This is a genomic window from Streptomyces anandii JCM 4720 (genome assembly GCF_014650655.1).
Taxonomy (GTDB): Bacteria; Actinomycetota; Actinomycetes; order Streptomycetales; family Streptomycetaceae; genus Streptomyces; species Streptomyces anandii.
Genome location: NZ_BMVJ01000003.1, coordinates 43,545 through 57,160, shown reverse-complemented (window position 1 = coordinate 57,160; position 13,616 = coordinate 43,545). Strand labels below are relative to the sequence as shown.

Here is a 13,616-nt window from a genome sequence, read left to right as displayed (position 1 = left end):
GCGGCGAGACGCTCAACCCCGCCACGGACAACGCACCGCTGCCCTCCGGCCTCACGGCCGCCGGCAGCACCGCCGTCAGCTACCCCCGCACCGTCACGGGCTCCGGCTCGTCGCTGTTCGTGGGCACGGTCTCCCTGACCACCACCCAGACGGCCCGCACCAGCTTCCTGCTCAAGGACCCGACCCGCTACGGCACCGAGACGCGGGACGCCAAGAACAAGCTGCTGGAGAACTTCTCCAAGGGCACGAAGATCACCAGCACCACCAACAAGTGGGGCAACGGCTCGGTCTCCAGCCGCACCAGCGCCGCCGTGGACGCCCAGTACGGCATCACCAAGACCCTGGACTTCTACAAGAAGACCTTCGGTCGCAAGGGGATCGCCAACAACTCCAAGGGCGCCCAGGCCATGGTGCACTTCGGCAACAAGATCGCGAACGCGTTCTGGGACCCGACGTGCAACTGCATGCTCTACGGCGACGGCGACGGCACGATGTTCAAGAAGCCGCTGGTCGCCCTGGACGTCACCGGTCACGAGCTGACCCACGGCGTCGTGGAGGCCACCGCCAGGCTCGAGCCGACCTACGTGGACGCCAACGGCAACCAGTACGGCGAGCCCGGCTCGCTGAACGAGTCGCTGGCCGACATCTTCGGCTCCAACGTCGAGTTCTACGCCAACAACCCGAAGAACCCGCCGAACTACCTGCTCGGCGAGAAGCTGGGCCTCGCCCAGAAGTTCCTGCGTCGCCTGGACCACCCCTCGCTCGACAAGCTCGAGGGCACGATCGACTACTGGTCGAGCAGCACGTACTACACCGAGGTGCACGCCGGCTCCGGCGTCTCCTCGCACGCGTACTACCTGCTCGCCGAGGGCAGCGGCAAGAAGACGATCGGGGGCGTCGCCTACAACTCGCCCACCTACCGCGGGCTTTCGGTGAAGGGCATCGGCCGCACCAAGGCCACCGCCATCTTCTACCGGGCGCTGACCCGCTACATGGTCTCCACGACCGACTTCCACGACGCGCGCGTCGCGACGCTGAAGGCGGCCAAGGACCTCTACGGCGCCGGCAGCACCGAGTACAAGACGGTGGACCGGGCCTGGGCCGCGGTCAACGTCACCGCCGCCAACACCCCGGCGGACCGTCACTGACGGTCCGCACGGCCGGCCGGTCATGGTGACGACGGGATGCCCCGCCCTGGGCGGGGCATCCTCGTGCGGGGCTCAGCGCAGCGTGTCCGCCCAGTTCGCCGGGACCCGGCCCGCCGGTCCCGGAACCGGCTGGCCGGCGGGGTGGGCGGCCGGCGGCGCCAGCTCGGGGCCGGAGTCGTACAGCTCGTTGGTGTCGTAGTTCCAGAACCAGGCCTCGCCCGGCTCGTAGCTGCGGATCAGCGGATGCCCGGTGGCCCGCCAGTGCGCGGTGGCGTGCTTGGCGGGGGAGTCGTCGCAGCAGCCGATGTGGCCGCAGGCGGCGCAGCGGCGCAGATGGAACCACCAGCCGCCCGCCGCGTCGCACTCCACGCAGCCGCTGCCGCTCGGCGGCACACTGGCGTCGATTCCTGAGTCACTGGTCATGCGGGCTCCTCGGACGTGGGCGGGACGCCGTCGGCGGACGGGTCCGGCGCCGGGACGTCCCCCTCCGCCGCGGTCAGCGGCAGCAGGACCTGGAAACGGGTGTCGCCCGGCACCGACTCCACCCGCAGGGTGCCGTGGTGCTTGTTGACGACGATCCGCCAGGAGATGTCCAGACCCAGACCGGTCCCGTGGCCGACCGGCTTGGTGGTGAAGAACGGGTCGAAGATGCGGTCGCGGATCGGGTCGGGCACCCCCGGCCCGGTGTCGCCGAACTCCACCAGCAGATGCTCGTCCTGCCGCGCGGTGCGCACCGTCAATGTGCCCTCCCCGCCGGCGTCCCGCATCGCGGAGACCGCGTTGTCGATCAGGTTGGTCCACACCTGGTTCAGCTCGGCCGGATAGCAGGGGATCCTCGGCAGCGCACGGTCGTAGTCCTTGACCACCCCGATCCGCGAACCGATCTTGCCCGACAGCATCAGCAGGGTGCTGTCGAGGAGTTCGTGCACGTCGGCCACCTGGTAGGGGGCGCGGTCCAGCTGCGAGTACTGCTTGGCCGCGTTCACCAAATGCGAGACGCGGGTGGTGGAGTCCGCGATCTCGTCCATCAGCAGCTCGGTCTCCACCGTGTAGTTGAGCCACCCCACGGCGCCCGGCAGGATCTCCGCGTCCACCGCCGCCGCGACCTGCTCCAGCCAGTCGACGTCGAGACCGGCCTGCACGAAGGTCGGCGCGAGCTGCCAGCCCTGCTCGATGCCGTGGTCCTCCAGCCAGTCGGTGAGGGCGTCCTCCCGGTCGGCGGCCTCCATCGGGGTCAGCGCGGGCGCTTTGGCGACCCGCTCGGCCGTGCGCTCCTGGATGTCGATGAGCCCGGCCAGCTGGTCGGGGGAGAAGGGGCTGCCGGCGATGACGGCCAGCTTGTGCCGCATCTTCGCCACCCGCTCCCGCAGCGACGCCGTCGCCCGCACCGCCGCCGCGGCCGGGTTGTTGAGTTCGTGTGTCAGCCCGGCCGACAGCGAACCCAGCGCCAGCAGCCGCTCCCGCTGCCCGATCGCCGCCTGGGTGCTCTTCGACCCGAAGAACAGGCCCTCCAGCAGGTGCACCGCCATCGGGAACCACTCGCGCATGATGCTCGCGAACGTGTCCGCCGGCAGCACGAAGAACCGCGTCGGCTCGGTCACCCGCATCGAGTTGTTGTAGACCTGCCGCACCCGGTCGCCGATGTACGCCTGCATCGCGCCCGCGTACACCCCGCGCTGCGAGGTCCGGGTCACCTCCACGTCGTCCCCGCCGACCCGGCGGGAGAGCACCACCGTGCCCTCGAGCATCACGTAGAAGCAGGTGGCCGGGTCGCCCTCCGCGTACACCGGACCGGGCTCGAAGCCCTCCACCCGGCCCTCGCCGCACAGCCGTCCCAGCTGCTCCGCGGACAGCTTCTCGAACAGGAACAGCGACCCGATCTCCTGCGCGCTGCACGGCAGCGGCCGGCCGCTCACGACTGCTCCAGGTAGCGGTGCACGAGCATCACGGCCATGGCTCCCTCTCCCACCGCGGAGGCGACACGCTTCGCGGACTCCGCGCGCGCGTCGCCCGCCACGAACACGCCCGGCACGTTCGTCTCCAGGTGGTACGGCGGCCGGTCCAGCTCCCAGCCCCCGGGCGGCCGGCCGTCCGGGGTGAGGTCCGGACCGGCCAGGATGAACCCGCGTTCGTCGCGCAGCACCGTGCCGTCCAGCCAGTCGGTCAGCGGGGCCGCGCCGATGAACACGAACATCCACTGCGCGTCCACGCGCTCCGTCCCGCCCGTCGCCGTGTCCCGCAGCGTCAGCTGCTCCAGATGGTCCCCGCCGTGCGCCGACTCCACGACGGTGCCGGTGCGCACCTGGATGTTCGGCGCCTCCTCGATCTGCTGGATCAGGTAGTACGACATCGACGCCGACAGGGACGCGCCCCGCACCAGCAGCGTCACCGACTTCGCGCCCCGGGACAGGTACATCGCCGCCTGCCCCGCGGAGTTGGCGCCGCCGACGATGTAGACGTCCTGGCCCTGGCAGGCCGGCGCCTCGGTCAGCGCCGAACCGTAGTACACCCCGCAGCCGGTGAGGTCCGCGCAGCCCGCGGCACCCAGCTGCCGGTAGGACACCCCGGTCGCCAGGATCACGCTGTGCGCGGCGACCGCCGAACCGTCCGAGAAGCGCACGGTGCGCGCCGCGCCGTTGACCTCCAGGCCCGTCACCTCGCGCGTGGTGAGGATCTCTGCGCCGAACTTCGCCGCCTGCCGGCGCGCCCGCTCGGTGAGCTGGGCGCCCGAGACGCCGTCCGGGAAACCCAGGTAGTTCTCGATGCGCGAGCTCTGGCCCGCCTGGCCGCCGGTCGCCGAGCGCTCCACGAGCACCGTCCGCAGCCCCTCCGAGGCCCCGTACACGGCCGCGCCGAGACCGGCCGGGCCGCCGCCGATCACCACCAGGTCGTAGAAGTCGGCGGTCGGCGTGGTCGCCAGGCCCACCCGGGCCGCGAGCTCCGGCGCCTCCGGCTCCACCAGGGGCGTGCCGTCCGGGGTGACCACCAGCGGCAGCCGCTGCCCGTCCTGCCCGGCCGCCAGCAGCAGCCGCCGGCCCTCGGGCTCGTCGGAGGAGTACCAGCGGTAGGGCACCTGGTTGCGGGCCAGGAACTCGCGCACCTCCGAGGACCGCGCCGACCAGCGGTGACCGACCACCTTCGTGCTGGGCACCGGACGGTAGTCGCTGCAGCGCCACGCCTGGAGCAGGTCGTCCAGGACCGGGTACAGCTTCTCCTCGGGCGGGTCCCAGGGCTTGAGCAGGTAGTGGTCCAGGTCGACGACGTTGATCGCGTCGATCGCCGCGCCCGTGTCCGCGTACGCGGTCAGCAGCACCCGCCGCGCGCCCGGGTACACGTCCAGGGCCTGTTCGAGGAACTCGATGCCGTTCATCTGCGGCATGCGGTAGTCGGCGAGGATCACGGCGACGAGGTCGCCGCGCAGCTTCAGCTCGCGCAGTGCCTCCAGCGCCGACTCGCCGGACTCCGCGCGCACGATGCGGTACGACTGGCCGTAGCGCCGCCGCAGATCACGCGCGACGGCGCGGGAGACCCCCGGATCGTCGTCCACGGTCATGATGACGGTCCGCGCGGGCTCCGCGACCTGTGTCATGTGTGAGTCACCCCGAGCGTTCGGATCGGCGGCCGGCACGCCCCCGTCGTCTCCGCGCCGACTTGCGCCCATCGTATGTTCGATCGTCCCGCCGCGCTCAGGAAAAGCACCGCGCCGCCGGCCGCCGACGGCGGGAGGCGGGGGTGCTCCCGGACCGCGAGGGCGGCGTGGGGAAGACTGGGGCCGGCACACGTGAACGACCCGAGGAGGCACACGGCATGACGCGCCCGGTCACGGCAGGGGTGGACGGATCGGAGGAGAGCCTGGCGGCGCTCGCCTGGGCGGCCCGCGAGGCGGTGCGCCGGGGGCTGCCCCTGCGCGTGGTGCAGGCCTGGCGCTTCGAGGTGCACGACGCCTTCGACCTGGGCGACCGGGAGGCGCAGCGCGACCTGGTGCGCACCGCGGTCGACGAGGCCGTACGCACCGTCTGCGTGCGGCACCCCGAGCTGACCGTGACCACCGACGTGGTGGAGGGCGCCGCCGCCGACGCGCTGATCGCCGCCGCGGCCGACGCGGAGCTGCTGGTCCTCGGCTCGCGCGGACAGGGCGCCCTCGTCGGGTTCCTCGTCGGCTCCGTGGGACAGCAGGTGATCGCGGAGGCCGCCCGGCCCGTCGTCCTGGTGCGGGCCGGGGACGAGGCGGCGGCGGAGGCGGGCGGCCGGGAGATCGTGGTCGGCCAGCACGGCGCCCCCGAGGACAGCGCCGAGGCCCTGCGGTTCGCGTTCGAGACGGCCGCCGCCCGCGGCGCCACCGTCCGCGCGGTGCGCGCCTGGACCCTGCCGCCGGTCTTCGCCTACAGCCCCGGCTCGCTGCGCCTGCTCGACGAGGCCGGGGGCCTGGAGCCGTACGAGAAGAAGGGGCTGACCGCGGCGCTGGAACCGTGGCGGGAGCGGTTCCCGTCCGTCCCCGTCGTCGAGCACGTGGAGATGGGCAGCGCCGGGCAGGTGCTGCTGTCGGCGGCCGGCCACGCCCAGCTGCTGGTGGTGGGGCGCCGGGCCCGCCGCACCGCCGTGGGCGCGCGGATCGGCTCCGTCGCGCACGGCATGCTGCACCACGCCGGCTGTCCGGTGGCGGTCGTCCCGCACACCTGAGTTCAGTCCCGGGCCGGCTCCGGCGCCCGGCGGGCCGTGGGCAGGATGTTGTCCACGTAGTCCCGCACGGCCGTGTCGAGACCGATGTCGTGCTGCGCCCGCTCGGAGAGGTACCACCGGTGCTCCAGCACCTGGTGGTACAGCTCCGCCGGGTCCATGTCGCCGCGCAGCTCGCGCGGCACGGCCCGCACGGTCGGGCGGAACACCTCCCGCACCCAGCGGTGGGCCAGCACCTCCGGGCGGGCGGCATGGGGGTCCCCCGGCGCGTAGTCGTCCTGGGTGGCCATCCAGCTCTCCAGGTCGGTCAGCAGCCGCCGGGCCTGGTTCTCCTCGGTGTCCAGGCCGGTCAGCCTGAGCAGCTGCCGCTGGTGGTGGCCCGCGTCGACGACCTTGGGCACGAAGGTGACCGTGTCGCCGGTGGGGGAGGACTCGATCTGCATCTCGGCGACGTCGAAGCCGAGGTCGTTGAGCCGGCGTATCCGGCGCTCGATGTAGTGGTACTTGCCCGCCGGGTACACCGACGTGCGGGTCAGCTCCTGCCACAGCCCCCGGTAGCGGGCGCAGATCTCGGCGCCGAACCCGACCGGGTCGACCGAGGGGTGCAGCGCGCCGGAGGCCTCCAGGTCCAGCAGCTCGCCGCTGATGTTCACCCGGGCGAGGTCCAGGTCGTACTCGCGCTGCCCGTCGCTCAGCCGCCGGTGCAGCTCGCCGGTCTCGGCGTCCACCAGATAGGCGGCGTAGGCCCCCGCGTCGCGCCGGAAGAGCGTGTTGGACAGAGAGCAGTCGCCCCAGGCGAACCCGGCCAGGTGCAGCCGCACCAGCAGCACGGCGAGCGCGTCCATGAGCCGGTGCATGGTGGCCGGCCGCATCGTCGTCTCGAACATGGAGCGGTACGGCATCGAGCCGCCCAAGTGCCGTGTGATCAGCACCGGTTCGAGGGGCTCGCCCGCGCCGCCGGTGCGGCCGGTGACCACCGCGAGGGGGTCCACCGCGGGGATGCCCAGCCGGTCCAGGTCCCGCAGCAGCTCGTACTCGCGCAGCGCCGGCCGCTCGGCGAGCTCCTTGACGGCGACGGTCTCCTCGCCGGCGCGGGCGTAGCGCACCACGTGCCGGGAGATGCCGCGCGGCAGCGGCACCAGGTACTCCTCGGGCCACTCCTCCAGCGGCGTCCCCCACGGCAGTTCGAGCAGGAGGGCCGGGTGCTCCGGGTTGGTGGCACTGATCTGCAAGGCCATGGCACGCAGCCTAGACGTGCGCCGCCGGGTGCACCTACAACGCGTGTTCCCTGGCCCGCTGCGCGGCCAGCTTCACCGGGCCGTGGTGCACGGGGCCGTGTCCGGGCAGCAGGATGTCCGCGTCGAGCCGCTCGAGCGTGGCCAACGACGCCAGCGCCTGGGCGTGTTCGTGGTGGAACATGTCGGGCAGCAGCTGCGGCCCCCGGATGCGTGAGGTGCGGTGGCCGCTCACCAGCGCGTCGCCGGAGATCACGACCCCGATGTCGGGCAGGTGGAAGACGGCATGGCCCTTGGTGTGGCCCGGGGTGTGCACGGGCACCGGCCTGCCCGGCAGGTCCAGTGCGCCGGTCACCGGGAACGCCTCGGGCGCGGTCACCGGCACGTGCGCGGTGCCGCCGACGCGCAACGCGTGCACGACCCAGGGCAGCACGCCCGGCCGCCAGCCGTTGCGCAGCACCTGCCCGACGGTCACCTGGTGCAGGAACTCCCGCCGGGCGTGCGGCACTTCGGCCTCGTGCAGATGCACCGGGGTGCCGTACGTGCGGCGCAGGTACTCGGCGGAGCCGAGGTGGTCGTTGTGGGCGTGGGTGATCAGCACGGCCGCCACCGCCTCCGGCGAACTGCCCACCTCCGCCAGGGAGTCGAGCAGTCGCTGCCGGTCGCCCGGGTAGCCGGTGTCGACCAGCGTGGCCGCGTCCCCCTCCGTCACGATCACCCAGTTGGTGTTGCTGCCGTGCACCAGGTACGTGTTGTCGGCGACTTGCCGCATGTCCGTCCGCATCGATCTCCCCGCATCCCCGGGCCGCTGCCCGACGGGGCACAGCCAACCAGACGCGATCAGGGTTCTGACAGGGGGTACTCGGTCCGCCCGTCTCCGTCTCAGCGCACACCCGACGGCCGGAACTGAACGCTGATCCGGGGCTCGGCGACGCGGGCGCTCTTGGGCACGCAGTGCTCCCAGGTGCGCTGGCAGGAGCCGCCCATGACGATCAGGTCGCCGTGCCCGAGCGGCCGCCGGACCGTGGCGCCGCCGCCTCCCAGCGGGCGCAGCAGCAGGTCGCGGGGTGCTCCCACGGAGAGGATCGCGACCATGGTGTCCTCGCGCGCGCCCCGCCCGATCCGGTCGCCGTGCCAGGCCACGCTGTCCCGGCCGTCGCGGTAGTAGCACAGCCCGGCGGTGACGAAGGGCTCGCCCAGCTCGCCGGCGTAGTGCGCGGACAGGGCGTCGCGGGCCTCGGCGAGCACCGGGTGCGGCAGCGGGTCGCCCGCGCCGTAGAAGCTGAGCAGTCTGGGGACGTCGACGACGCTGTCGTACATCTTCCGGCGCTCCGCGCGCCAGGGGACCTCGGCCGCCAGGAGCTCGAACAGCTCGTCGGCGCCGGCGAGCCATCCGGGCAGTACGTCGATCCAGGCGCCGTGGCCGAGCACAGTGCGGTGCAGCCCGTCCAGCGGGCCGAGCCGGAGCTCGTCGGCCTGGTCGAAGAGGGAGCCCTGCAGGTGGTGCGCGGTCATGGGTCCGAGCGTACCCGTTAATCGAATGCGTGTTCCCTGTCGCATTCCGGTGGACGCGGAGTCTTTGGACGCATGGGTGTTTGGATACACAGGTGTATCGGATACATTCGTGCATCGAAAGGGAGGTCGGGCATGCCGGTACGCGACCACGAGCGGCGGGAGGGCGGCGCCGCGCGCGTCACCAGGCGCCGGGCGCGCACGCGGGCCAACCTGCTCGACGCCGCCTTCAAGGTCTTCGCCGCCAAGGGCTTCGGCCGGGTGTCGATCGAGGAGGTCTGCGAGGCCGCCGGATACAGCCGGGGCGCCTTCTACTCCAACTTCGCCACCCTCGACGAGCTGTTCTTCGCCCTGTACCAGGAGCGGGCCGACCTGATCGCCGAGCAGGTCGCCGGGGCGCTCGCGGTGGACGGCCCCGACCTCGACGTGCCCGCCGCGGTCGACCGGGTCACCGAGGTGCTTCTGCTCGACCTCGACTGGCTGCTGGTCAAGACGGACTTCCTGGTGCACGCCGCCCGCGACCGCGCCGTCGCCCGGACACTGCTGGAGCACCGCGCCCGGCTGCGCTCCGCCGTCGCCGACCGGCTCGCCCGCGCCCGCGGGCACACCGCGCTGCCCGCCGTCCTCGGTGACGCCGACGGCGCCGCCCACGCGGTCGTCGCCGCCTACGACGGCGTCACCACCCAGCTGCTGCTCGACAAGGACGTCGACGGCGCCCGCGCCTGGCTCAAACAGCTGCTCACCGCGCTGCTCACCGGCGGCGAGGGCGAACCCGGAAACCCCGTACATCCCGCACACCCCGTACATCGGACACGAGGAAACTGAGGAAGGAGACGGTCGCCATGGACGCGGACGTCATCGTCGTCGGCGCGGGTCTGGCCGGCCTGGTAGCCGCCCACGAGCTGACCAGCCGGGGCCGCCGGGTCGCCCTCGTCGACCAGGAGAACGCCGCCAACCTGGGCGGTCAGGCGTACTGGTCCTTCGGCGGGCTGTTCCTCGTGGACACCCCGGAGCAGCGCCGCCTCGGCATCAAGGACTCCTTCGAACTGGCCTGGAACGACTGGCAGGGCAGCGCGGCGTTCGACCGGCTGGAGGACGAGGACACCTGGGGCGCGCGCTGGGCGCGGGCCTACGTCGAGTTCGCGGCGGGGGAGAAGCGGTCCTGGCTCGCCGGGCACGGGATATCCCTGCTGCCCACGGTCGGCTGGGCCGAGCGCGGCGACCTCAGGGCGGACGGCCACGGCAACTCCGTGCCCCGTTTCCACATAGCCTGGGGCACCGGCACGGGCGTGGTCGAGCCCTTCGCGCGCTACGCCGAGCAGGCGGCGCGGGACGGGCTGCTCACCTTCCACCACCGGCACCGCGTGGACGAGCTGATCGTCGAGTCCGGCGCGGCTCGCGGGGTGCGCGGCACGGTGCTGGCCCCGGACGACTCCCCCCGGGGCGTGGCGTCCAACCGCGACGAGGCGGGCGCCTTCGAGCTGACCGCGCAGGCCGTGATCGTCACCAGCGGCGGCATCGGCGCCGACCACGGCATCGTGCGCCGCCACTGGCCCGAGCGGCTGGGCACACCGCCGGCGCGGATGGTCACCGGCGTCCCCGCCTACGTCGACGGCCGGATGCTCGACATCAGCGCCGAGGCCGGGGTACGGCTGGTCAACCGCGACCGCATGTGGCACTACACCGAGGGCATCCAGAACTGGAACCCGATCTGGCCCGGCCACGGCATCCGCATCCTGCCCGGGCCCTCCTCGATCTGGCTCGACGCCCTCGGCCGCCGGCTGCCCGACCCCTGCCTGCCGGGCTACGACACGCTGAGCACCCTCAGGCACCTGCGCACCACCGAGGACATCGCCGGCCACGACCACTCCTGGTTCGTGCTGACCCGGCGCATCGTCGAGAAGGAGTTCGCGCTCTCCGGGTCCGAGCAGAACCCCGACATCACCGCCAAGGACCGCAAGGCGGTGCTGCGGGACCGGCTGCTGGGCAAGGGCGCGCCCGGGCCCGTGCGGGACTTCCTGCGCCACGGCGCGGACTTCGTGGTCGCCGACACCCTCGACGACCTCGTGGCGAAGATGAACGCGCTGACCGACAAGCCGCTCCTCGACGCGGCCGGGGTACGGCGCCAGATCGAGGCCCGCGACCTCCAGATCGCCAACCCCTACAGCAAGGACGCGCAGGTGCAGGGCATCCGCAACGCCCGCCGCTACATCGGCGACCGCCTCGGCCGCGTCGCCGTCCCGCACCGCATCCTCGACCCGGCCGCGGGTCCCCTCATCGGCGTCAAGCTGCACGTTCTCACCCGCAAGACGCTCGGCGGCATCCAGACCGACCTGGACTCCCGCGCGCTGGGCCTTGACGGACAGCCCGTCGAGGGCCTCTACGCGGCCGGCGAGGTGGCCGGCTTCGGCGGCGGCGGAGTCCACGGCTACAACGCCCTGGAGGGCACCTTCCTCGGCGGCTGCCTCTTCTCGGGCCGGGCAGCGGGCCGAGCAGCGTCCCACCAGACGGCCTGAGGCCGGGCCGCCCACACGCGTGGGACGGCCCGCACGCGGGCGGCGTGCTGCTCGTGCCGGGCGGACCGGGCCTGTCGGGCCGGCGCTCGGGCGGCGCGTGGCGCTCGGGCAGGGCGTGGGGCTCAGTGGAGACGTGACGCTGTCCGGGGCGCGGCGCTCACGCGGGGCGCCGTCCGCTCACGGGGAGCTGTCCGCTCACGGGGAGCTGCCCGCTCCGGCGGCGCCGTCCGCTCGCGTGGGGCCGCCCGCATGTTCGGGGCGGGCTGCCTGCCGCCACGAGGGGCTCATGTCGTCAGCAAGGCGGCCAGTACCGAGGCGTGGTTCTCGTCCCGGGCCTTGGACGCGGTCACGAGGGTCACCTGGCCCCGGCGGGACAGTTCGCGGAGGTGGTTGAGGAGTTCGGCGGACGTGGGGTCGGCGAGCTCGGCCTCGTAGCGGTGGCGGAACTCCTCGTAGGTGCCCTCGCCTGCGTGGTACCAGTGGCGCAGTTCGGTGGACGGCGTGAGGGCCTTCGGCCACTCGTCGACCTGCGCGTCCTCCTTGGAGAGGCCGCGCGGCCAGAGCCGGTCGACCAGGACGCGCACGCCGTCGCCGGGCTCGGGAGGATCGTAGACGCGGCGCACGCGGACGCTCACGGGCGGGCCTTTCTCGGGTGCGGTCGGCTCATGGCCGGGAGCCTACTGCCGGACGGCGGCCGCCCCCGGTGTGCGGCACGGCGCGGCACGGCACGACTTGGCCGGAACAGGAGCGGCGCGTCCACCGGGCGCCCTAGGCTGGCAGCCTTGATCATCCGCCGCACCCGCACGGACAGCCCCGAGGAGCACCTGTGACGTCCTTTCAGAAGCGGCCCGCCCGGCGCGGCGCCGTGCTGCGGCGCGAGGCCGTGGCCGCCACCGTCCCCGTCGCCGTGGCCGCGCTGCTGGCGGCGGCCGGCCCCGCGACCGCCGGTCCGGCCGGGTCGTCCGGGACGACGGGATCCACCGGGTCGGCCGGAGCCGGCGACCCCTACTTCCCGCTCGCCGGGAACGGCGGATACCACGTCAGCCACTACGACCTCACCCTCGCCTACGACCCGAAGACCCGGCACCTGGACGGCACCGCCGTCCTCACCGCGCGCGCCACCCGGCGGCTGACCCGCTTCGACCTCGACCTCAAGGGCCTGAAGGTCACCGGCGTCGCCGTCGGCCACCACAAGGCCGCCCACCGCCGCGACGGCCAGGAACTGGTCGTCACCCCCCGCACCGCCCTGCGCGAGGGCCGCGAGTTCCGCGTCACCGTCACCTACAGCGGCACCCCGGGCCCGGTCACCGACCCCGACGGCTCCCCGGACGGCTGGATCCCCACCGACGACGGCGCGTTCGTCGCCGGGGAGCCGCAGGGCGCGATGACATGGTTCCCCGCGAACAACCACCCCGAGGACAAGTCGTCGTACGACTTCACCATCACCGTCCCCCAGGGCCATACCGCGGTCGCCAACGGCGTCCTGCGGGGGCAGCGCACCGCGCACGGCCGTACCACCTACCGCTGGCGCCAGTCGGAGCCGATGGCCGCCTACCTCGCCACCGCCACCGTGGGGAAGTTCAAGGTCGAGCGGTACACCACGCGTGACGGTCTGAAGGTCTACAACGCGGTCGACCCGCGCGAGGCGGCCAAGGCGGCGCCCGTGCTGAAGAAGCTGCCCTCGGTGCTGGAGTGGGAGAGCCGGCTGTTCGGGCCCTACCCCTACCGGGCCGCCGGATCCGTGGTCGACCACGCGCCCAAGGTCGGCTACGCGCTGGAGACCCAGACGCGCCCCCTGTACGACTCGGCGCCGGACCTGGCCACCCTGGTCCACGAGAGCGCCCACCAGTGGTTCGGCGACTCGGTCTCGCTCACCCGCTGGAAGGACATCTGGCTCAACGAGGGCTTCGCCACCTACGCGGAGTGGCTCTACGCCGAACAGCACGGCGGCCCCAGCGCCCAGAAGGCGTTCGACCAGCTCTACGCCCGGCCGGCGGGCGACGGGCTGTGGGCCTACCCGCCCGGCGACCCGGGCAGCGGCGCCAAGATCTTCGGCACCCCGGTGTACGCCCGCGGCGCCATGGTCCTGCACGAGCTGCGCCGGGCCGTCGGCGACCGGACCTTCCTGCGGATCCTGCGCACCTGGGCGACCGAGCACCGCTACGGCCGCGGCACCACCGCGCAGTTCACCGCGCTCGCCGAGCGGGAGTCGGGCAAGGACCTCAAGTCCCTCTTCCACACCTGGCTGTTGACGAAGGGCAAGCCCAAGAAGGCCTGACCTCCGCTCGCCCAGCGAGGCGCGGTCCCGACCTGACGAGTTCCTCACATGTCTCGGCCATGGTCGAGACATGATCACTCGCACGTCCCCCGCCGCCCGCGCCACCGGCCCGCTCGCCGCCCGCGCCACCGGCCCGCTCGCCCAGCGCACCGCTGTCCTGCTGGCCGCCGCCCTGCTGCTCACCGGGTGCGCCGGAGCCGTGGCCGCGGGCGACACCGCCGCGGACTCCCTGCCCGGCCGTGCCACGGAC

The 13,616-nt window shown here is 73.1% G+C and carries 12 protein-coding genes and 1 pseudogene; 6 read left to right on the top strand and 7 right to left on the bottom strand.

Going from position 1 to position 13,616, the window contains the following annotated elements; all coding sequences use genetic code 11:
* A partial coding sequence (locus IE249_RS36410) for a M4 family metallopeptidase (RefSeq protein ID WP_229857686.1) occupies window positions 1-1,148 on the top strand: 1,148 nt, incomplete at its 5' end.
* 72 nt (window positions 1,149-1,220) lie between these two features.
* Here the strand turns inward: IE249_RS36410 and IE249_RS06260 are convergent.
* The 3 genes from IE249_RS06260 to IE249_RS06250 are packed head-to-tail and all read right to left on the bottom strand — an operon-like array spanning window position 1,221 to window position 4,737.
* Entirely contained in the window at window positions 1,221-1,571 is a 351-nt protein-coding gene (locus IE249_RS06260; RefSeq protein WP_189703764.1) for a UBP-type zinc finger domain-containing protein, read from the bottom strand.
* On the bottom strand, window positions 1,568-3,064 hold the full coding sequence (locus tag IE249_RS06255) for an ATP-binding protein (protein WP_189703763.1): 1,497 nt from the start codon (window positions 3,062-3,064) through the stop codon (window positions 1,568-1,570). The genes IE249_RS06260 and IE249_RS06255 overlap by 4 nt, the downstream gene beginning before the upstream one ends.
* A complete protein-coding gene (locus IE249_RS06250) occupies window positions 3,061-4,737 on the bottom strand; it encodes an NAD(P)/FAD-dependent oxidoreductase (RefSeq protein WP_189703762.1) in 1,677 nt (558 codons plus the stop codon). Before IE249_RS06250 ends, IE249_RS06255 begins: the two co-directional genes overlap by 4 nt.
* Before the next feature lie 218 nt (window positions 4,738-4,955).
* Between IE249_RS06250 and IE249_RS06245 the strand changes: the two genes are divergently transcribed.
* Complete coding sequence (locus IE249_RS06245; RefSeq protein WP_189703761.1) at window positions 4,956-5,828, top strand: universal stress protein; 873 nt, start codon at window positions 4,956-4,958, stop codon at window positions 5,826-5,828.
* A gap of 2 nt (window positions 5,829-5,830) precedes the next feature.
* Here IE249_RS06245 and IE249_RS06240 read toward each other — a convergent pair whose 3' ends face one another.
* The 3 genes from IE249_RS06240 to IE249_RS06230 all read right to left on the bottom strand — a co-directional run bounded on the left by IE249_RS06240 (window position 5,831) and on the right by IE249_RS06230 (window position 8,575).
* Entirely contained in the window at window positions 5,831-7,063 is a 1,233-nt protein-coding gene (locus tag IE249_RS06240; protein WP_189703760.1) for a DUF4032 domain-containing protein, read from the bottom strand.
* Window positions 7,064-7,097: 34 nt separating this feature from the next.
* On the bottom strand, window positions 7,098-7,844 hold the full coding sequence (locus tag IE249_RS06235) for an MBL fold metallo-hydrolase (RefSeq protein WP_189703759.1): 747 nt from the start codon (window positions 7,842-7,844) through the stop codon (window positions 7,098-7,100).
* Window positions 7,845-7,942: 98 nt separating this feature from the next.
* Window positions 7,943-8,575, bottom strand: coding sequence for an alpha-ketoglutarate-dependent dioxygenase AlkB (locus IE249_RS06230; protein ID WP_189703758.1), 633 nt, complete (start codon window positions 8,573-8,575; stop codon window positions 7,943-7,945).
* Between the two features lie 132 nt (window positions 8,576-8,707).
* On the opposite strand from IE249_RS06230, the gene IE249_RS06225 reads away from it, so the two are divergent.
* Entirely contained in the window at window positions 8,708-9,397 is a 690-nt protein-coding gene (locus tag IE249_RS06225; protein WP_189703757.1) for a TetR/AcrR family transcriptional regulator, read from the top strand.
* Between the two features lie 17 nt (window positions 9,398-9,414).
* The gene (locus tag IE249_RS06220) at window positions 9,415-11,088 is read left to right on the top strand and encodes an FAD-binding dehydrogenase (protein ID WP_189703756.1); all 1,674 of its coding nucleotides are present in this window, start codon (window positions 9,415-9,417) and stop codon (window positions 11,086-11,088) included.
* Window positions 11,089-11,372: 284 nt separating this feature from the next.
* On the opposite strand, the gene IE249_RS06215 is transcribed toward IE249_RS06220, so the two are convergent.
* The gene (locus IE249_RS06215; protein WP_189703755.1) at window positions 11,373-11,723 is read right to left on the bottom strand and encodes a DUF488 domain-containing protein; all 351 of its coding nucleotides are present in this window, start codon (window positions 11,721-11,723) and stop codon (window positions 11,373-11,375) included.
* 248 nt (window positions 11,724-11,971) lie between these two features.
* Between IE249_RS06215 and IE249_RS06210 the strand changes: the two genes are divergently transcribed.
* Complete coding sequence (locus tag IE249_RS06210) at window positions 11,972-13,366, top strand: M1 family metallopeptidase (RefSeq protein ID WP_189704170.1); 1,395 nt, start codon at window positions 11,972-11,974, stop codon at window positions 13,364-13,366.
* A gap of 70 nt (window positions 13,367-13,436) precedes the next feature.
* Window positions 13,437-13,616, top strand: a pseudogene (locus IE249_RS06205) (hypothetical protein); the annotation flags it as partial.